The organism is Sinomonas sp. T428B (assembly GCF_056780155.1).
Window position 1 is genome coordinate 508656 of the sequence record NZ_JBRAZR010000001.1, and the last position, 19779, is coordinate 528434.

At 71.4% G+C, this 19779-nt stretch carries 19 protein-coding genes; 16 read left to right on the top strand and 3 right to left on the bottom strand.

Annotated features, from left to right (window positions below):
* Position 1: 1 nt before the first annotated feature.
* A complete protein-coding gene (locus ACUYMY_RS02375) occupies positions 2-1021 on the bottom strand; it encodes a LacI family DNA-binding transcriptional regulator (protein WP_481702041.1) in 1020 nt (339 codons plus the stop codon).
* A gap of 142 nt (positions 1022-1163) precedes the next feature.
* On the opposite strand from ACUYMY_RS02375, the gene ACUYMY_RS02380 reads away from it, so the two are divergent.
* The 9 genes from ACUYMY_RS02380 (at position 1164) to ACUYMY_RS02420 (ending at position 11070) form a co-directional block, all read left to right on the top strand.
* A complete protein-coding gene (locus ACUYMY_RS02380) occupies positions 1164-2525 on the top strand; it encodes an ABC transporter substrate-binding protein (RefSeq protein ID WP_481702042.1) in 1362 nt (453 codons plus the stop codon).
* Positions 2526-2546: 21 nt separating this feature from the next.
* On the top strand, positions 2547-3515 hold the full coding sequence (locus ACUYMY_RS02385) for a carbohydrate ABC transporter permease (protein WP_481702043.1): 969 nt from the start codon (positions 2547-2549) through the stop codon (positions 3513-3515).
* Positions 3512-4435, top strand: coding sequence for a carbohydrate ABC transporter permease (locus ACUYMY_RS02390; RefSeq protein WP_481702044.1), 924 nt, complete (start codon positions 3512-3514; stop codon positions 4433-4435). Before ACUYMY_RS02385 ends, ACUYMY_RS02390 begins: the two co-directional genes overlap by 4 nt.
* Before the next feature lie 5 nt (positions 4436-4440).
* On the top strand, positions 4441-5307 hold the full coding sequence (locus ACUYMY_RS02395) for a sugar phosphate isomerase/epimerase family protein (protein ID WP_481702045.1): 867 nt from the start codon (positions 4441-4443) through the stop codon (positions 5305-5307).
* A gap of 20 nt (positions 5308-5327) precedes the next feature.
* The gene (uxaC, locus tag ACUYMY_RS02400; RefSeq protein ID WP_481702046.1) at positions 5328-6755 is read left to right on the top strand and encodes a glucuronate isomerase; all 1428 of its coding nucleotides are present in this window, start codon (positions 5328-5330) and stop codon (positions 6753-6755) included.
* Positions 6752-8152 carry a mannitol dehydrogenase family protein gene (locus ACUYMY_RS02405; RefSeq protein WP_481702047.1) on the top strand — a complete coding sequence of 467 codons (1401 nt, stop codon included), beginning with the start codon at positions 6752-6754 and terminating at the stop codon, positions 8150-8152. Before uxaC ends, ACUYMY_RS02405 begins: the two co-directional genes overlap by 4 nt.
* Before the next feature lie 31 nt (positions 8153-8183).
* On the top strand, positions 8184-9413 hold the full coding sequence (manD, locus tag ACUYMY_RS02410) for a D-mannonate dehydratase ManD (RefSeq protein WP_481702048.1): 1230 nt from the start codon (positions 8184-8186) through the stop codon (positions 9411-9413).
* Positions 9410-9928, top strand: coding sequence for a gluconokinase (locus ACUYMY_RS02415; RefSeq protein ID WP_481702049.1), 519 nt, complete (start codon positions 9410-9412; stop codon positions 9926-9928). The genes manD and ACUYMY_RS02415 overlap by 4 nt, the downstream gene beginning before the upstream one ends.
* Positions 9929-10119: 191 nt before the next feature.
* Positions 10120-11070: a phosphodiesterase gene (locus tag ACUYMY_RS02420; RefSeq protein ID WP_481702050.1), complete on the top strand. Its 951-nt coding sequence runs from the start codon at positions 10120-10122 to the stop codon at positions 11068-11070.
* A 10-nt stretch (positions 11071-11080) separates the two neighbouring features.
* On the opposite strand, the gene ACUYMY_RS02425 is transcribed toward ACUYMY_RS02420, so the two are convergent.
* Complete coding sequence (locus ACUYMY_RS02425; protein ID WP_481702051.1) at positions 11081-12730, bottom strand: stealth family protein; 1650 nt, start codon at positions 12728-12730, stop codon at positions 11081-11083.
* 60 nt (positions 12731-12790) lie between these two features.
* On the opposite strand from ACUYMY_RS02425, the gene pyrE reads away from it, so the two are divergent.
* Positions 12791-13369, top strand: a complete 579-nt coding sequence (gene pyrE / locus ACUYMY_RS02430; RefSeq protein WP_481702052.1) for an orotate phosphoribosyltransferase — start codon at positions 12791-12793, stop codon at positions 13367-13369.
* Positions 13370-13441: 72 nt separating this feature from the next.
* Positions 13442-14431: an alpha/beta fold hydrolase gene (locus ACUYMY_RS02435; protein WP_481702053.1), complete on the top strand. Its 990-nt coding sequence runs from the start codon at positions 13442-13444 to the stop codon at positions 14429-14431.
* A 198-nt stretch (positions 14432-14629) separates the two neighbouring features.
* Here the strand turns inward: ACUYMY_RS02435 and ACUYMY_RS02440 are convergent, their stop codons facing one another.
* Positions 14630-15448, bottom strand: a complete 819-nt coding sequence (locus ACUYMY_RS02440; protein WP_481702054.1) for an HAD-IIA family hydrolase — start codon at positions 15446-15448, stop codon at positions 14630-14632.
* 169 nt (positions 15449-15617) lie between these two features.
* On the opposite strand from ACUYMY_RS02440, the gene ACUYMY_RS02445 reads away from it, so the two are divergent.
* From ACUYMY_RS02445 to ACUYMY_RS02465, 5 genes are all read left to right on the top strand, one after another.
* The gene (locus ACUYMY_RS02445; RefSeq protein ID WP_481702055.1) at positions 15618-16022 is read left to right on the top strand and encodes a TOBE domain-containing protein; all 405 of its coding nucleotides are present in this window, start codon (positions 15618-15620) and stop codon (positions 16020-16022) included.
* Positions 16022-16813 carry a molybdate ABC transporter substrate-binding protein gene (gene modA / locus ACUYMY_RS02450; RefSeq protein WP_481702056.1) on the top strand — a complete coding sequence of 264 codons (792 nt, stop codon included), beginning with the start codon at positions 16022-16024 and terminating at the stop codon, positions 16811-16813. Before ACUYMY_RS02445 ends, modA begins: the two co-directional genes overlap by 1 nt.
* Entirely contained in the window at positions 16791-17678 is an 888-nt protein-coding gene (locus tag ACUYMY_RS02455) for an ABC transporter permease (RefSeq protein ID WP_481702057.1), read from the top strand. The genes modA and ACUYMY_RS02455 overlap by 23 nt, the downstream gene beginning before the upstream one ends.
* Positions 17675-18787, top strand: coding sequence for a sulfate/molybdate ABC transporter ATP-binding protein (locus tag ACUYMY_RS02460; RefSeq protein WP_481702058.1), 1113 nt, complete (start codon positions 17675-17677; stop codon positions 18785-18787). Before ACUYMY_RS02455 ends, ACUYMY_RS02460 begins: the two co-directional genes overlap by 4 nt.
* A gap of 186 nt (positions 18788-18973) precedes the next feature.
* The gene (locus ACUYMY_RS02465; RefSeq protein ID WP_481702059.1) at positions 18974-19732 is read left to right on the top strand and encodes a LamB/YcsF family protein; all 759 of its coding nucleotides are present in this window, start codon (positions 18974-18976) and stop codon (positions 19730-19732) included.
* Positions 19733-19779: the final 47 nt, after the last annotated feature.

A 19779-nucleotide genomic window follows, 5' to 3' on the forward strand; every position in this document is an offset into this window, starting at 1 on the left:
GTCAGGCCTTTGCGGGGCCGGTCGAGGAGCGGATCGTGAGGTGGGTCGGCATGACCGCGAGCCTGCGCGGCGTGCCGCCGCGCAGCGGGTCGAGCTGCGCCAGCAGCATCGACACGGCGGTGCGGCCGGCCTGCTCGATCGGCGAGGCGATCGTCGTCAGCGGCGGGTTGCAGAAGTCCGCGCCGAAGATGTCGTCGCAGCCCACGATGCTCACGTCCTCCGGGACGCGCACGCCGCGCGCGCGGAAGCGCTGGAGCATCCCGATGGCAATGAGGTCGTTGAAGGCGATGAACGCCGTCGCGCCGGTGCGCAGCGCCGAGTCCGCCGCGGCGGCGCCAGAGGACGTCTTGGGCGAGTAGGGCCCGATCTTCGTGACCTCCAAGCCCCGCTGCGCAGCGGCCTCCTGGAGCGCGTGCCACCGCTGGTGGGTCGACCACGAGCTCGTCGGGCCGCTGACGTACGTGACCTTCGCGTGTCCGAGCGACTCGAGGTGCTCGAGGGCCTGGACCATGGCGCCGGGCGTGTCGATGAGCACGGTGGGCGCGTCCGCCGTCGCGCGGTTGATCGTCACGAGCGGCTGCCGCGACGCGGCGTCGGCCAGTTGGTCGTCGGTCAGGCGGGACGCCGCGAGGATGATGCCGTCGGCGGTGCGGCGCAGCCGGCGCAGGGCCTCGAGCTCGACGTCGGTGGCCTCCTCGGTGTCGACGAGCAGCTGCGTGTAGCCGGCCGCCTTCAGCTGGTTCTGTGTGCCGCGGATGATGTCGAAGTAGAACGGGTTCGTCACGTCCGGGACGAGGACGGCGATCGCGCCGGTGCGGCCCGAGCTCAGGCCGCGGGCCTGTGTGCTCGGCACGTAGTTGAGCTGGGCGGCGATGCGCTCGATCTTCTCGCGGGTGCGCGCGTTGACGCGCTGGGGGTTGGAGAGGGCGCGGGAGACGGTCGACGTCGCGACGCCCGCCTTCTCGGCGATGTCGCGGATCGTGGGCATCCGGTCCTGCGGCATCGGCGATTCCTCGGTCATGCACTCAATTGCACCAGCCGTGGCAAATTTTGGCAATCGCTTGCCGAGTTGTTTCCGTCCTTCCTAGACTCCCAGTACCGAAGCGGGGGCGTGATGCGGATCACGCAAACCTGAAGCCTCGAGTTCTCGAAGAGGAGACATCATGCGAATGCGCATCTCGGCCACCCTGGCCGCCGTCACCGCGGCGGCGGCCCTGGCCCTGACCGCCTGCAGCGGGGGGAGCCCGGAGGGCGGGAGCTCTGGCGGCGCCGTCGACGGCGCGGGCAAGACGCTCAACGTGCTCGTCAACGTCAACACGCTCTACCCGGAGCAGCAGAAGCAGTGGTTCGCCGAGATGCAGGAGAAGTTCAAGGAGAAGACGGGCGCCGAGCTCAAGTACGAGACCTTCACGTCCGCGAACGAGGAGCTCCAGCGCATCCAGACCTCGGTCGTCTCCGGCCAGGGCCCGGACGTCTACTCGCTCGGCACGACCTTCACGCCGACGGCCGTCGCGACGGGCGCCTTCGTCCAGCTCGGCGACGAGGAGTGGAAGAAGGTCGGCGGCAAGGACCGCTTCAACCCCGCGACCCTCGGGATCTCCGGCCCGAGCGAGGACAGGCTCTACGGCGTCCCCTTCGTCTCGCGTCCCTTCGTCATGGCCTACAACAAGGACATCCTCGCCGCCGCCGGCATCGACAAGCCGGCCACGACGTGGGATGGCCTCCTCGAGCAGGCGAAGAAGACCACCGACGCGTCCAAGGGCCAGTACGGTCTCGCGGTGGCCTACAAGGACAACTTCGACCCGTGGAAGTTCATCTGGGCCATGTCGGTCCAGGCAGGGAACGGGATCGTCGACGACGGTAAGGCAGCGATCGACGACCCCTCGATGAAGAAGGCCTACGAGACGTACTTCGGCTGGCTCACCCGGGACAAGGTGGTCAACCCGGCCGCGGTCGGCTGGAGCAACAGCCAGGCACTCGCGGAGTTCGCCGCCGGCAAGGCCGCGTTCTTCCCGATGACGACGTCGAACTCCATCCCGACGCTCGACAAGTCCCCGCTCGCCGGCAAGTACGAGTACGCCCTCATGCCCGTCGCGGCTCCCGGCGACTCCTCGCCCCGGGCCGGGGCGAAGCCCGCGGCGTCGATCCTCTCGGGCGACAACATCGTGGTCGCCGACTACTCACCGAACAAGGACCTCGCGTTCGCGTACATCGAGATGGTCACCTCGAAGGACGTCCAGCTGAACTACCAGAAGACGTTCGGCGACCTCCCGGCCAACGCGGAGGGCCTCGCGGCGCTCGAAAGCGCCCCGCACATGGGCGCCATCACCGAGGCGGCCGAGAAGTCCTTCGCGACCCCGTTCACCGGCGCGTGGGGCGACATCCAGCTCGGCCTGCTCAACGTGACCGTCCAGAGCGTGCCCGAGCTCGAGGCGGGGAACGTCCCCGACGCCTCCCTGAGCCAGCGGCTCAAGGACGCCCAGGACAAGGCCCAGTCGTCCCTCGACCGCGCCGGCTCCAAGTAGGCCCCCCAGGACATGGCCCTCATGCAGACAGACTCAGCAACGCGCACCCGGCCCGCCGCCACCGCGGCCGGCCGGGGGCCCGCCCCCGAGGCGCCCCGCCGAGGCCTCTCGCGACGCAACCGGCCCCTGTGGATGCTCATCCCGGGCGGCGTGCTCATGCTCATCGTGATCGTCGGACCGATGATCCTCGGCATCTACATGTCGATGCTCGACCTCGACCAGTACACGCTGCGCCGCTGGGTGTCCTCGCCGTTCATCGGCCTGGGCAACTACATCGAGTCGGTGGTGAGCTCTGGGCTCCTGCGGTCCGTCTGGCTCAGCGTCTCGTACTCGCTCATCGCCATGCTCATCACGCTCCCGCTCGGAGTCGGGGCAGCCGTGGCCACGCAGAACGCGTTCCGGGGCCGGGGGATCGTGCGGTCGATCTTCCTCATCCCGTACGTCCTGCCGACCTTCGTGGTCGCGACCGTCTGGCGCACCATGTTCCAGCCCGAGGGCGTCGTGGACCGGACGTTCAACGGCCTCGGCATGGATCCCGGCCTCTGGCTCAACGGGCCCAACACCTACTGGACCATCATCTTCGTCCAGATCTGGGCCTCGTGGCCATTCATCTACCTCCTGGCCCTCGCCGGACTCCAGGCCGTGGACCACGAGGTGCACGAGGCCTCCGCCCTCGACGGCGCCCTGTGGTGGAAGAAGCTGCGCTTCGTCGTCTTCCCCTACCTCAAGGGCCCGCTCTCGCTCGCCTTCCTCATCGGCATGCTGCACCACATCAACAACTTCACGCTCCCGTTCGTGCTCTTCGGCATCCCGGCCCCGCACGACATCGAGGTCCTGCCGATGCTGACCTACGTGACGAGCTTCCAGAGCTTCCGCTTCGGCCTCAGCGCCGCGATGGCGGTCGTGTCCCTCATCCTCATCGCGATCCCCCTGTTCATCTACCTGCGCGCCGTCAAGCTCGACGACGGCGGGAGCGGAGGCACCAAGTGAGCGCGACCCTCGACGTCCCCGTCCTCCCGGCCCCGCCCGAGGTCGATCGCCCTGGCTCAAGCCAGCAGAAGGAGGTGACCCGGCTCCTGCCGACGTGGCTGCTCGCCGTCGTCATCGCGGCCCTGTGCGCCTTCGTTCTCCTGCCGTTGGCCTACATCTTCCTCGCGTCCGTCAACACGGATCTGAGCGTCGCGCGCGGCGACTTCTGGCCTGAGGCGTTCACGCTCGAGAACTATTCGAAGATCTGGACGAGCGTGGGCCTCGCGAACGGCCTCGCGAACTCTGTGGTCGTCGCGGGCGCGACCGCCGTCGTCTCCGCCGCGCTCGCCGTCGCCACGGCCTACGTCCTCGTCCGGTATGAGTTCCGGGGCCGCCTCACGATGCTGCGCGGGCTCCTCGCGCTCCAGAGCATCCCGGGCACGCTCCTGCTCCTGCCGGTGTTCGTCCTCTACTCGTCCGCCGCGACCTACCTCAAGATCCAGATCATCGGCACGCACTGGGGCCTCTTCCTGACCTACCTGACCTTCGCCCTGCCGTTCTCGACGTGGGTCATGGTCACCTACCTCCGCGGCCTGCCGAAGGAGCTCGAGGAGGCGGCCAGGATCGACGGCGCGAGCAACCTCGGGATCCTCACGAGGATCATCCTGCCGCTGAGCTGGCCCGGGATCATCGTCTCCGGCATCTTCGCCTTCCTGCTCGGCTGGAACGACGTGCTGTTCGCCTCGATCATGACCCGGCCCGAGAGCCAGACGGCGGCCGTCGCGCTGCAGATCTTCGCGACCAGCACCGAGGGCGGCGCGGTCCCGTACTACGGCCAGATGATGGCGAGCGCGCTCGTGTGCGCCGCTCCCGTCGTGATCCTCTACCTGTTCTTCCAGAAGTATCTAGTGGGCGGCCTGACCGCCGGAGGAGTGAAGTGACCACCATGGGCGCAGCGGAAGAGAAGGCAGCGGGAAATACGGCTGTGCACTGGGACCTCTCGGGGTTCGGCGATGAGATCGATCCGGATCCGCGGGTTCAGGCGGCGGTCCTGCGCGCCCTCGGGGCGCGGCACATCGAGGTCCGGAGCGCGTGGGGCACCAACATCGTGGACCTGTCCGAGGAGCAGCTCGCCCAGCTCAAGGCCGTCCTCGACGGGGCAGGGCTCAAGGCCTCGGCGATCGCCTCGCCCATCGGGAAGGTCGACGTCGGGCTCCCCGTCGAGCACGAGGTCGGGCGCCTGGGGAGGGCCCTCCGCGCCGCCGAGGTCCTCGGCGCGCCGTACATCCGGATCTTCTCCTTCTACTACGAGGGCAAGTCCCCGGAGGACGTCCGCGATGCCGTGATCGAGCGGATGACGGCGCTCGCCCGCCGAGCCGAGGGGACCGGCGTCGTGCTCGTGCACGAGAACGAGAAGGACATCTTCGGGGACATCCCCGAGCGCGTGCGCGACATCGTCGAGACCGTCGACTCCCCGGCGCTCAAGCTCGCGTGGGACCCGGCCAACTTCGTCCAAGTCGGCGTCAAGCCGTTCACCGAGGGCTACGAGATGCTCCGCCCCCACGTCGTCTACCTCCAGGTGAAGGACGCGCTCGCCGGCAGTGGCCAGGTCGTGCCGGCCGGCGAGGGCGACGGCGAGGTGCTCGCCACCGTCGAGGCGCTGCGCGACAGCGGCTACTCGGGCTTCGCCTCCCTCGAACCCCACCTGGCCGACGCGTTCGCGCTCGGCGGCTTCAGCGGCCCCGAGGCGTTCGGCGTCGCGGCGAGGGCCTTCGCGAGGCTCCTCGAGCGCGCCGCCGTCACGGCGGACTGACAGACACACGGAAGGGACCCATGACAGCCTCCCTCGCGGCCCACCCGGACCGCCTCCTGCCCGCCGACCCCGGCACCCGCGCGATCGCGCGCGAGCTGCTCGCCGACGTCGAGCATCTGCCCATCGTCTCCCCGCACGGCCACGTGCCCGCCGAGTGGATTGCCGAGGACACCCCGTTCCCGGATCCCGCGGCGCTGCTCGTGGGCCCCGACCACTACGTGACGCGCCTCGTCCATTCCGGCGGGGTCTCCCTCGGCGAGCTCGGCGTGGGCGTGCCGGATGACTCCGTCGACTCCCGGGCGGTCTGGCGGCGCTTCGCCGCGGCGTGGCCCCTCTTCGACGGGACCGCCTCGGGGTACTGGCTCCGCGGCGAGTTCGAGCACGTCTTCGGCCTGCCGGCCAGCATGGTCGACAGGCTGGGCGACAATTCGGACATCGCCGACGCGGCCTACGACGCCATCGCGGCCAAGCTCGCCGAGCCCGGCTTCCGCCCCCGGCAGCTCTTCCGGGACTTCAACCTCGAGGTCCTCGCCACGACGGACGACCCCCTCGACACGCTCGAGCCGCACGCCCTCCTCGCCAAGGACGAGTCCTTCGCCGGACGGGTCCTGCCCACCTTCCGCCCGGACGCGTACCTCAACATCGCCCACCCGTCCTGGTCTGCGAACGTGGACCGGCTCACCGCGGAGGCGGCCGACGGTGTCGACGGCTACCGGGGCTACCTCCGCGCCCTTGAGAACCGCCGCCGCTACTTCATCGACCACGGCGCCGTGAGCGCCGACCACGGCGTCCGCACGCCCCTCACCCTCAAGCTCGCGCCGGCCGACGCCGAGGCCCTCTTCGCCAAGGCCCGCCGCGGCGAGGCGACGGCCGCGGACCGGGACGCGTTCGAGGCGCACATGATGTACGAGATGGCCCGGATGAGCGTCGAGGACGGCCTCGTCATGACCATCCACCCCGGCTCGTTCCGCAACCACCACACGCCCACCTTCGAGGCCTACGGCGCGGACTCGGGCCACGACATCCCGTTCGCGATCGACTACACCGAGGGCATCCGCCCGCTCCTGGCGGACTTCGGCACCGCGGAGGGCTTCCACCTCGTGCTCTTCACCCTCGATGAGACGGTGTTCTCGCGGGAGCTGGCTCCCCTCGCGGGCTTCTACCCCTCGGTGTACCTCGGCGCCCCCTGGTGGTTCCTCGACGCGCCGGACGCGATGCTGCGCTTCCGCTCGGCCGTGACGGAGACGGCGGGCTTCTCCCGCTCCTCGGGATTCATCGACGACACGCGGGCCTTCTGCTCGATCCCCGCCCGCCACGACGCGTCCCGCCGCATCGAGGCGAGCTTCCTCGCCCGCCTCGTCGCCGAGCACCGGATCACCGAGGATCGGGCCCACGAGATCATCGTCGACCTCGTCGACGCCGCACCCCGACGGGTGTTCAAGCTGTGACCGCGGTCCAGCCCACGGCCACCGCGCTGCCCCTCGTGGGCCGGGGCGGCGAGCCCGCGCCGCCCGTCCGCATCGTCCACCTCGGCCTCGGCGCCTTCCACCGCTCGCATCAGGCCTGGTTCACGGCGCACGCGCCGGACGCCGCTGAGTGGGGCGTCGCGTCCTTCACGGGACGCCGCCCCGACGCGGCACGCACGCTCGCGGCGCAGGACGGCGTCTTCACGCTCGTCGAGCGGGGGCCCGACGGCGACCGCTTCGAGCTCGTCGGCTCGATCGCCGAGGCGGTCGACGGCGCCGACACGGCCAGGCTCGAGGAGCTGCTCGCCGCCCCGGCCACGGCGATCGTGACCCTCACCGTGACCGAGGCCGTGTACGAGCGCGAGGACGCCGACTCGCCCCTTGCGCGGCTCGTGCGCGGCCTCGCGGCCCGGCGTGCCGCGGGGGCCGGGCCGATCGCCGTCGTGAGCTGCGACAACCTCGCGGGCAATGGGGAGGTCGCGGAGGCGGCCGTGTGCCGGATCGCCGAGAGGATTGATGCCGCCGCGCTCGACTCGCAGCGCCTGGCGCACGGAGCCACCGGCTCCGGCGCGGCGAAGGGCAGTCTGGCGGGGTGGATCCGCGAGCACGTGAGCTTCGTGGGCACCTCGGTGGACCGCATCACTCCGCGCACGACGCCGGACGACGTCGCCGAGGTCGCGGCCCGCTGCGGCTACCGCGACGCCGCCCCCGTCGTGGCGGAGCCGTTCGCCTCCTGGATCCTCGCGGGCGAATTCCCCGCGGGCCGCCCGCGCTGGGAGGACGCCGGGGCGCAGTTCGTGACGGACCTCGAGCCGTTCGAGAACCGCAAGCTCTGGCTGCTCAACGGCGCCCACTCGCTCCTGGCCTACGCGGGCCTGCTCCGTGGGCACGCGACTGTCGCCGAGGCCCTCGCGGACGCCGCGTGCCGTGCGGCGATGGAGGAGTTCTGGGACGAGGCCGCCCGCCACCTCACGCACCCCGGGCTCGACGTGCCCGGCTACCGCGAAGCGCTCGTCGCGAGGTTCTCCAACCCCCGGATCGCCCACCACCTCGCCCAGATCGCGGCGGACGGCACCACCAAACTGCGCGAGCGCGCCGCCCCGGTCCTCCGCGCGGAGCTCGCGGCGGGCCGCTCCGGCGCGGGCGCCGCCCGCATGATCGCGGCCTGGATGGACTTCGTCTCGTCGGCCGGATCCGGGGACGGCCGGGCCGCGGAGGATTTCCAGGACCCGCTCCGCGACGCCGTCCTCGAGGCCGTCGCCCTCGAGGGGACGGAGCGGACCCGCGCCCTCCTGGCCCTCGTCTCGCCCGCGCTCGCCGCCGACCCCGCCGTCGTGGGCCGCATCGACGACCTCCGCGGCTCGCTCGCGGCCGACTGACCCCCGCGCACCTGATGAGAAAGGACCGTCCATGAAGATCGTCTCCGCCGAAGTCTTCGTGACCAGCCCGACCCGCAACTTCGTCACCCTCAAGCTCACGACCGAGGACGGGATCACCGGCATCGGCGACGCGACCCTCAACGGCCGCGAGCTCGCCGTCGCCGCCTACCTCCAGGAGCACGTGGCCCAGCTGCTCGTGGGCCGGGACGCGCACCGCATCGAGGACACGTGGCAGTTCCTCTACCGCTCGTCCTACTGGCGCCGCGGTCCGGTCACCATGGCGGCCATCGCCGCCGTCGACATGGCGTTGTGGGACATCAAGGGCAAGGCCGCCGGGATGCCGGTCTACCAGCTCCTCGGCGGAGCCTCCCGCAACGGTCTGCGCGCCTACGGCCACGCCTCGGGCACGGACATCCCGCAGCTCTTCGACTCGATCCGGGAGCACCTCGAGCTCGGCTACAAGTCCATCCGCATCCAGACCGCGATACCCGGCATCAAGGCCGTCTACGGCGTCGCGGCCCAGGCGCAGGCCTCGGGCGAGCGCTACGACTACGAGCCCGCCGGCCGCGGTGCCTACCCGCTCGAGGAGGACTGGGACACGAGGGCCTACCTGCGCCACCTGCCCACGGTCTTCGAGGCCGTCCGCAACGAGTTCGGCCCCGAGATCCCCCTCCTGCATGACGGCCACCACCGCATGACCCCGATCCAGGCCGCCAAGCTCGGCAAGGCCCTCGAGCCCTACGACCTCTTCTGGCTTGAGGACTGCACCCCGGCGGAGAACCAGGACGCCCTGCGCCTGGTGCGCCAGCACACGACGACGCCGCTCGCCATCGGCGAGGTCTTCAACACCGTGTGGGACTTCCAGACCCTTATCCGCGAGCAGCTCATCGACTACGTACGCGCGGCCTCGACCCACTTCGGCGGCATCTCGCCGCTGAAGAAGGTCATGGACTACGCGGCGCAGTACCAGATCAAGTCCGGCTTCCACGGCCCGACCGACATCTCGCCCGTGGGCTTCGCCGCGCAGCTCCACGTGGGCCTCGCGATCCACAACTACGGGATCCAGGAGTACATGCAGCACTCGGACAAGACGAACACGGTCTTCGAGCAGTCGATGACCTTCGTCGACGGCTACCTGCACCCCGGCGACCAGCCGGGCCTCGGCGTCGAGTTCAACGAGGAGGCCGCGAACTCCTTCCCGTACCAGCAGGCCTACCTGCCCTACAACCGCCTCGTCGACGGCACGGTGCACGACTGGTGAGCGCAGAGTCATCCCGTGCAGCGCCGCTCCACGTCATCGCGATGGGCGTCGCCGGCTCGGGCAAGAGCACGGTGGGGGCGCTGCTCGCCCGCGAGCTCGGCGGCGACTTCCTCGATGGCGACGAGCTCCACCCGCCGTCGAACGTCGCCAAGATGGCGGCGGGCATCCCTCTGGACGACGCCGACCGCGAACCGTGGCTGCGCGAGATCGGCGCCCGCATGGCGGCGGCTCCGGGCACGATGGTGATCGGCTGCAGCGCGCTCAAGCGCGCGTACCGGGACATCATCCGCGCCGCGGCCCCCGACACCGTGTTCGTGCACATGCACGGGACGCGCGAGCTCCTCGCCGCCCGCATGGCGGCCCGCCCGCACCACTTCATGCCCCTCTCGCTCCTCGACTCGCAGCTCGAGACGCTCGAGGAGCTCGGGCCCGACGAGCGCGGGGCCGCCTTCGACATCGCCGAGCCGCCGCAGCGCATCGCGAAAGAGGCCGCGGCCTGGCTGCGCGCCGAGTAGGAAGTTCCCGCGCCCAGCGCAAGGGCGGACGACGACGAATCGCACCACGCGCCGTCCTCCGCCCCGTGAGCATTTCTCAACATTTCGGCGAATTCCCAGATTTGCGGCGTTTACTGGACATTTTAACTTGGAAATGTCCTTGTATAAGTTTCCTAGGGACCGACCCGATCGATGTGAGAAGGCTCGAGACGATGGGCAGTATCCAGGCCGAGCATCCCCGGCCACGCCACTTCCTCCTCCATGTGAGCGACACCCACCTGATCGGCGACGGCCTCCTGCATGGCACGCTTGATCCCGAAGCCCGGCTCGTGGCGCTCTTCGACCAGATGCGCGACGCCGGCGGCTCGCCCGGGGCGATCATCGTCACCGGCGACCTCGCCGACCGCGGCGAGCCCGAGGCCTACGCCCGCCTGAAGAAGATCGCCGAGCCCGCCGCCGAGGCGCTCGGAGCGAGGCTCATCTGGGCGATGGGGAACCACGACGAGCGCGGGGCCATGCGCGAGCACCTGCTCGGCGAGGCGCCGACCGAGGAGCCCTACGACAGGATCCACTGGCTCGGCGGGCTGCGCGTCATCACGCTGGACACGACGGTCCCCGGCTACCACCACGGCGAGCTCGAGGAGTCCCAGCTCGAGTGGCTCGGGGCCGAGCTCGAGCTCCCGGCCCCGGACGGGACGATCCTCGCGATGCACCACCCGCCGGTGCCGTGCGTCCAGGACCTCGCGGTGCTCGTCGAGCTGCGCGGCCAGCCGGCCCTCGCCGACGTGCTCCAGGGCAGCGACGTGCGCGCGATCCTCGCCGGCCACCTGCACTACTCGACGTCCGGGACGTTCGCCGGGATCCCCGTCTCGGTGGCCTCCGCGACCTGCTACACGCAGGACCTCGCGGGCCTGGTCGACCCGGTCTCCGGCATCCGGCCCACGCGTGGGCGGGACGCCGCGCAGGCGTACAACCTCGTGCACGTGTACCCGGACACGGTGGTCCATTCCGTGGTCCCCGCCGCGGGCGGCGAGACCGTGGGCGCCCCGCACGACGCCGACGAGATCGCCCGCATCCTCGACGCCGCCGGCGTCGTGATCCCCGAGGACACCGGGGCGGAAACGCGCCGGCACCCGACCACGGGCATGCTCCCGATCGTCTGAGCGCCCCTGTCTAGGGGGTGTCGAGCCGCTCCCACGGCGCGGGGATCGGGAAGTACTTCTCGAGGAAGTCCGTCACGCGCTCCTGCCGCTCCTGGGCCGAGACCTCGGGGAACGAGCCGTCGTTGAGGCAGAAGAAGTCCTGGTTGCGCTTCTTGAGGAGCTTCGGCAGGAGGTCGAGGCCGGACTGCACGGTCGTGTCGACGTAGAGCACCTTCGAGCCGACCTTCGTCACGGCCCGCCCCGTGAGCAGGGCGTAGTAGTGGTAGAAGGAGTTCGTCACCGAGATGCTGTCCCACGTGCGGAAGCGCGCGGCCGCTGTCTTGGCGAACTCGGCCGGGAACTCCTGCTCGAGCTCGAGCAGCACGCTCTTGCGCAGCGGCGCCGCGGTGTGCTCGAGGTGCCTCGTCGTGATGCGGCCGAACCGCTCGTAGAGCAGGCGCCGGTTCACGCGCGCGGCGTTCTCGTGCCCCGACCGGTCGAGGTGGTTGTCGCCGAGCCCGATCCGGGTCGTGGCCTCGATGAACTTCGTGATCCCGCCGGGGGAGAAGAACATGTCCGGGCCGAGCGGGCGCCCGAAGAACATGTCGTCGTTCGAGTACAGGAAGTACTCGGAGAGCCCCTCGATGTGCTGCAGCTGGGCCTCGATGGCCTGCGAGTTGAACACGGGCAGGACCGACTTGTCCTTGAAGTGGTCCTCGGCGCGCACGATCGTGATCTTCTCGTGCGCGTCGTCGAGCCACGCGGGGACCTTGGAGTCGGTGCAAATGAAGATCCGCCGGATCCACGGGGCGAACATGTGCACGCTGCGCAGCGCGTACTTGAGCTCATCGATCTGCCGGAAGCGGGCCTCGGCGTCGTCGCCCTCGCCGTGCACGACGCCGGGCAGGAACGAGGAGCGGTACTTCCGGAACTCCGGGTCGGAGCCGTCCACCCACGAGAAGACGATGTCGATCTCGAAGTCGATGTCCGTCGCGTGGTCGGCGAACATGTTCTCGATCGTCGGCCAGGTCATCCCGAACCGCTCGACCGTCCCGCGCACCGCCTCGGCGACCGGCAGGGTCCGGCGCGTGAGCGAGTTCTCGATCGGCAGGTGGAGGACGTCCCCCTCCCACTTCCACAGCTCGATCTGCACGCCGGTCTCCTGCCCGTAGTGCAGGCCGCCGTTGGGCTCGATACGCGGCCGGTAGAGCCGGAACATGCGCGCTTGCCCGGATTCGGCGAGCTTGCCGTCGGCCACGAGCAGCGCGCGGTCCTTCCGCGCGTCGACCGTCAAGGAGTAGAACGGCTCGTCGCGGCAGGCCTCGACAAGGGCGCGGCGCAGGTCCTTGCGGAGCTCGTAGTCGACGGCGATGACCGGCCGCGCATCGTTGCCGCGCACGAGCAGGTACGGGATCTCGGCCTTCTCGAGGACGTCACGCACGAACAGCAGGTCCTCGACCATGGCCTCGTGCGGCGTCTGGGTGCGGTTGATCAGGGCGTAGCCGCGCTTCTTGTGCCGCACGACGTCGTCCCGGTCCGCGAGGCGCCGGCCCGCCGCGGCTGAGGTGACCTCGAGCGCCAGGGGCGCGGCCTCCTCGGCATCGGTGGTCGCGTGGTAGACCTCGGCAGGGGTCAGGGACGTGTTCACAGGCCTCCTAGGGCATGGAAGGTTCACGCTCATGATAGGCGCACGACGCCGCGCGCCCACCTGCGGAACGCCTCGCCCTCTAGAATCGGTGCCATGACTGACGCCGCACCCCTGGACATCGCCGCTGCCCGCGCCCGCCTGCTCGAGCTCATCAAGGAGCTCGCCGTCGTGCGGGGGAAGGTGGTCCTCTCGAGCGGCAAGGAGGCTGACTACTACGTGGACCTGCGCCGCATCACGCTGCACCACGAGGCCAGCCAGCTCGTCGGCCAGGTCATGCTCGACCTCATCGACAAGGCGGGCGTCCAGGTCGACGCCGCAGGCGGGCTCACGATGGGCGCGGACCCGGTGGGCACCGCCGTCATGCACGCCGCGCGCGAGGCCGGGCGCGCCGTGGACGCGTTCGTCGTGCGCAAGGCGCAGAAGTCGTACGGCATGGGCCGCCAGGTCGAGGGCCCGGGCGTCGAGGGCCGCAAGGTCGTGGTCCTCGAGGACACCTCGACCACGGGCGGCTCGGCCCTGGCCGCCGTCGAGGGCGTGCGCAATGCCGGCGGCGAGGTGACCGCCGTCGCCGTCATCGTGGACCGCGCGACGGGCGCGAAGGAGCGCATCGAGGCGGAGGCCGGCGTGCCGTACCTGTACGCGTTCGGCAAGGACGAGCTCGGCCTCGACTGAGGCCCGCCGGAAGGGCACACGCACGGCACGCGCCAGGGCGCCGAGGGGGAAGGCGGGACTGTGGATCCGGCCATGCTGAGGGCCGCGCTGCGGCTCAAGGCGTTCTCCCGGCGCGCCTTCCTCGGCGGCCTCACGGGTTCTGCGCTCCTCGCGGCGGACATGTTCGTCACCCGCGAGGTGCAGAACCGGCGGCGCCAGGTCGCGCTGCTCGAGCTTGTGGACGACGCCGCGCGGCAGCGCTTCCCCGACGCCTCCTGGATCCTGTTCCCCGGCTACAAGACGAGCTGGGAGGAGGCCCGCATCATCCTCGCCTCCCTGCGCGGCTCGCTCGCCGAGCGCGGCCAGCTCGCCGCCGTCGGCTACTCCAACCTGGGCCTGGACCTCGACGAGATCCTCGACGCCCTGCGCGCCTACGTGCGGCAGCGGCGCCTGCGGCGCCTGTACTTCTACGGCCACTCGTTCGGGGGGATGGTCGCGACCGAGGTCGCGGCGCGGCTCCTCGAGGACGACGGCGTGCAGGTGCGGGTGATCGTGCTCGACTCCTCGCCGGCGTCGAAGTTCGACGTGCTCGACCAGGCGATGTTCGAGTCCATCGTGCACCTGTACGAGTTCGGCTTCCGCGTGCCGTCCGTGGTGCGCGGCGGGTACGAGCTCGGCGAGCGCATTGTCCACAAGAACGAGCGCACCTGGGGGCAAGTTGTGGACCAGACGCTCGAGCAGCTCTCGCCGCTCGCGCCCTCGAGCGTCCTCATCCAGAGCCAGTCCGAGTACATCTACCTGTGGGACGGCACGCGGTTCGGGGACGGGATGGGGACCGCGAGGATGGCGTTCATCGGCAACCCGGGGGACCAAACCGTGGACTACGCCGCGGCCCGGTCCCGGTGGGGCCGGTACTTCGCCGCGAACCTCGTGAGCTCCGACCTCCAGACGATCGGCGCCTTCCCCGCCCACGCGAGCCCACAGTGGAGCGGCATCGTCTACAACCAGGTCCTGGGCCGGCTCCTGCCCGAGCTCCTGCCCCTCGCGCACAGCATGGGAGGCCGCGGGGGCGGCGCGGGCTAGCTGTACTGAAACCCGCCCGACCCCGCGCACCCGCTCCACAGTGCGGGGTCACGTCCCAAGCTTGCGGGGTCACGTCCCTACGTTGCGGGGTCACGTCTCAAGGTTGCGGGGTCACCTTTCAAGGATCCGGGGTCACTGACCCCACAACGCTGGGAGGTGACCCCGCAACGCTGGGAGGCGACCCCGCGCCGTCGTGCGTCAGAGCTGGTTGAGCAGCTCCGCGACGGAGCCGACGACCTGGTTGGGCCGGAACGGGAAGGTCGAGATGTCCTGGCGCTGGGTGATGCCCGAGAGCACGAGCACCGTGTGCAGGCCCGCCTCCATGCCGGCGATGATGTCCGTGTCCATGCGGTCGCCGATCATCGCCGTCGTCTCGGAGTGCGCGTCGATCTGGTTCATGGCGGAGCGGAACATCATGGGGTTCGGCTTGCCGATCGTGTAGGGCTCGCGGCCGGTCGCCTTCGTGATGAGGGCCGCGATCGCTCCCGTGGCCGGAAGGACGCCGTCGCGGGACGGGCCCGTGGCGTCCGGGTTCGTCGCGATGAACCGCGCGCCGGCGAGGATGAGCCGGATCGCCGTCGTGATCGCGTTGAACGAGTAGGTGCGGGTCTCGCCGAGCACCACATAGTCCGGGTCCTGGTCGGTGAGGATCACGCCTACCTCGTGCAGCGCCGTCGTGAGCCCCGCCTCGCCGATCACGTAGACGCGCGCGCCCGGCATCTGGTCCTTGATGAACTGCGCCGTCGCGAGGGCGGACGTCCAGATGTTCTCCTCGGGGATGGACAGGCCCGAGGACCTGAGCCGCGCCGCGAGGTCGCGGGGCGTGAAGATCGAGTTGTTGGTCAGGACGAGGAAGCGCCGGGACGTGTCGACCCAGCGCTGGATGAGCTCAGGCGCGCCGGGGATCGGGTGGTTCTCGTGCACGAGCACGCCGTCCATGTCCGTGAGCCAGCACTCGATCTCCTGGCCGCTGCGGTAGAGGGGACGTGCAGGCTCGACGGCGGGGGACTCGCTCATGGACGCTCCAGGGATCGGGGGCACGGACAGCTCAAGTCTTCCATCCGGCGCCCGTGCGAGACAGCGGCGCGCCCAGCATGTGAGCGCGGAAGGACGGGCTTGAGAGGATCTCCGCGTCTGCGGTGGATTGAAGGTGAAGGGGCCGCATCAGCGGATCTAGAATGCCTCTATGACACTCATCCGCATTGCAGAGGCAGCTCGGCTGCTCGGGGTGAGCGACGACACGGTCCGCCGCTGGATCGACGCCGGCACGCTCACCGGGACCAGGGACGCCTCCGGGCGCGCCGCCGTCGACGGCGCCGAGCTCGCCGCGCATGCCCGGCGCACCGCCTCGGCGCCCGCCGACCAGGCCGGCGTCGGACGCTCGGCCCGGAACCAGTTCGTGGGCCTCGTGACGGAGGTGGTCCAGGACCGGGTCATGGCCCAGGTCGAGCTCCAGTGCGGCCCGCACCGCGTCGTGTCGCTCATGAGCGCCGAGGCCGTGCGGGAGCTCGGGCTCGAGCCGGGCAGCGTGGCCACCGCCGTCGTGAAGGCCACGACCGTGATCGTCGAGACCTCGGGAAGGAAGGCCTAGTGAAGCGAACCGTCGGCCGCGCCCTCTCCGCCGTTGCCGCCGTCGCCGCTGCCCTGCTGCTCGCGGGATGCACGACGGCGGGCGGCGCCGCGTCGTCGTCCTCGCCGGGGTCGGGGCAGCGGTCCCTGACGGTGTACGCCGCCGCCTCACTGCGGCAGAGCCTCACGCGGATCGGCGAGGAGTTCGAGGCCGCCCATCCGGGCGTCGAGGTCGCGTTCAACTTCGCGGGCTCCTCCGACCTCGCGGCGCAGATCACCCAGGGCGCGCCCGCGGACGTCTTCGCCTCCGCGGACACGGCGACCATGGACAATGTCAGGGGGGCCGGGCTCGCCGACGGCGAGGCGGCCGTGTTCGCGACCAACGTCCTCACGATCGCTGTGCCCTCCGGGAACCCGGCCGGCATCGCGGGCCTCGCCGACCTCGCGCGGCCGGGGCTCAGGCTCGTGCAGTGCGCGCCGCAGGTGCCGTGCGGGGCGTCCGCGCAGGCCGCGGCGTCCCGGGCCGGCGTCGCCCTGAAGCCCGTGAGCGAGGAGCCGAACGTCACGGACGTGCTCGGCAAGGTCACCTCCGGCGAGGCCGACGCGGGCCTCGTGTACGTGACGGACGTCCGGGGGGCCGGTGGCGCCGTCGAGGGAGTCGCGTTCCCCGAATCGGCGGCGGCCGTGAACCGGTATCCGATTGTGGCGCTGCGCGGGTCCCGCGAGCCGGGGCTCGCGCGCGAGTTCGCGGACTTCGTCGCCGGGCCTGAGGCGCGGAAGGTGCTCGAGGATGCCGGCTTCGGCGCGCCCTGACCCCGCATCGTTGGGAGGTGACCCCGCATCGCAGGGAGGTGACCCCGCATCGGGGGCCGCGCGACGCAAAGGAACCCCCCGCGGGTTCACGGGCCTTCCCGGCTGGATCTGGCTCCCCGCGGCGCTCGGGGCGCTGTTCGTCGTCGTGCCCCTCGTGGGGATCCTCGCCCGCGTCGACTGGATCGACTTCCTCCCGCTCGTCACCTCCGAGCCCTCGCTCGCGGCCCTGCGCCTGAGCCTGGGCACCGCGGCGGCGAGCACCGCCGTCGTCCTCCTCCTCGGCGTGCCGATGGCGATGGCCCTCGCCCGCGGCACCGTGCCGGGGCTGCGGATCCTGCGCGCCCTCGTCCTGCTGCCGCTCGTGCTGCCGCCCGTCGTCGGGGGCCTCGCGCTCCTGTACACGTTCGGGCGGCTCGGGCTCGTGGGGCGGTGGCTCGACGTCCTCGGCGTGCAGCTCGCCTTCTCGACCGCCGCCGTCGTCATGGCGCAGGCGTTCGTCTCGCTGCCGTTCCTCGTCGTGAGCCTCGAGGGCGCTCTTCGCACTGCGGGCGGGCGGTACGAGGCGGTCGCGGCGACCCTCGGCGCGTCCCCGACGCATGCGTTCCGCCGCGTGACGCTCCCGCTCGTGCTGCCGGGCCTCGCCTCGGGCCTCGTGCTCGCGTTCGCGCGCTCGCTCGGCGAGTTCGGCGCGACGCTCACCTTCGCGGGGAGCCTTCAGGGCGTGACGCGAACCCTCCCGCTCGAGGTGTACCTTCAGCGCGAGGCCGACCCGGACGCCGCGGTCGCCCTCGCCCTCGTGCTTGTCGCGGTGGCTGCCGCCGTCGTCGGCCTCGCCTACGGGCGCCGGGCCGGGGGCCTGCGGTGAGCGCGCCGCTCCTCGCGGTCGACGCCGGCGTGGCGGCGCGCGGCGTGCGGCTCGCCCTCGGCGTGGGAGAGGGCGAGACAGTGGCCGTCATGGGCCCGAACGGCGCCGGGAAGTCCACGCTCTTCGGGCTCTGCGCCGGGCTCCTGCGGCCCGACGAGGGCGCCGTGCGGCTGGCCGGGCGCGTGCTCGCCGACGCCTCGGGGGCCTGGGTCCCGCCGCATCGGCGCGGCATCGCTCTGCTCGCTCAGGAGCCGCTCCTGTTCCCGCACCTGAGCGCGCTCGAGAACGTCGCCTTCGCTCCGAGGGCGGCCGGCGTGTCGCGCCGCGCGGCACGCGCCGCGGCGGAGCGCTGGCTCGAGGAGGCCGACGCCGCCGACCTCGCCGCACGCCGCCCCGCCGAGCTCTCGGGCGGCCAGGCGCAGCGCGTCGCGATCGCGCGGGCGCTCGCGGCCGGGCCCCGCGTCCTCCTGCTCGACGAGCCCTTCGCGGCCCTCGACGCCGCCGCCGCCCCCGCCCTGCGGCGCCTCCTGCGGCGCGTCCTCGCGGGCAGGACAGCGCTTGTCGTCACCCACGAGCCCCTCGATGCGCACCTGCTCGCGGACCGCGTCGTCGTCCTCGAGTCCGGGCGCGTCGCCGAGTCGGGAGCCACCGCGGAGCTCCTCGAGCGGCCGCGCAGCCGGTTCGCCGCCGGGCTCGCGGGGCTCAACTTCGTGGCGGGACGGGCGACGGCGGGAGGTCGCCTCGACGTGCCGGGTCTGGGGGAGGTCGCGGGCACCGTCCCGGAGGGCGCCGAGCTGCGGGGCGCGGGGGAGGCGGTCGCGGTGTTCCGTCCGGAGGGGGTCTCGGTGTTCCGCCCCGGCGAGGCGCCGCACGGGTCCCCGCGCAACGCGTGGACCGGGACCGTCCGCGAGCTCGAGCCGCGGGGAGCCCAGGTGCGCGTGCACTGCGAGGCGGGGCCGGCGGCTGTCGAGGGGGAGGTTGCCGAAGGGGAGACGGTGCACCTCGTCGCCGACGTGACCCCCGCGGCCGCCGCCGAGCTGGACCTCGCGCCGGGCTCGGCCGTGGTCCTGTCGGTCAAGGCGGCATCGGTGGCGCTCTACAGCGTCTAGGCGTCCGGGGCTGTCAGAAACTGCACAACTCGGGGCGCAGGGAGGTCCGGAACGCCCCTTCGCGGTGGTGACTTGTGCAGTTTCTGACGCTGTGACCCTGGGACATCGATGCTCAAGAAGAAATTGTTGAACAATCTTCCGTCTTCGTGGATCATGGAGTCAGAACACACTGAGACGGAGGTCACGATGCCTGTCATCGACATGAACAGCGACGTCGGGGAGTCATTCGGCGCGTGGACGATGGGCGACGACGCCGCCGTCTTCCGCCACGTCACGAGCGCCAACGTCGCCTGCGGCTTCCACGCGGGAGACCCGAGCGGGATCGCCGCCACGTGCCGCGAGGCCGTCGCGGCGGGGGTCGCCATCGGGGGTCATGTGGGCTACCGGGACCTCGCGGGCTTCGGGCGCCGCTTCCTCGACTGCACGCCGCGCGAGCTCGCCGACGACGTGCTCTACCAGCTCGGCGCCCTCGAGGCCCTCGCCCGCGCGGCCGGCGGCGAGGTCCGCTACGTCAAGCCGCACGGCGCGCTGTACAACACGATCGTCCACCACGAGGCCCACGCCCAGGCGGTGGTCGACGCCGTCGCGGCCTTCCGTCCGGGCCTGCCCCTCCTGCTCCTCCCGGGCTCCGTGGCGCTCGCGAAGGCCGAGGCCAAAGGTCTGCGCGCCGTGGCGGAGGCGTTCGCGGACCGCGCCTACAACCCCGACGGCACGCTCGTCTCGCGCCGCGAGGAGGGCGCCGTCCTGCACGACGCCGAGGTGATCGCCAAGAACATGGTGCGCCTCGCGACCGAGGGCGTCATCGTGGCCCGGGACGGCTCCGAGCTTCGCACCGACGCCGAGAGCATCTGCGTCCACGGCGACACCCCCGGTGCGGTCGCGATGGCCGCCGCGGTCCGGGCTGCCCTCGACGCCGCCGGCGTGGCCGTCCGGAGCTTCGCATGACCACGCATCCTCGAGAGGTGACCCCGCAACCCAGGGAGGTGACCCCG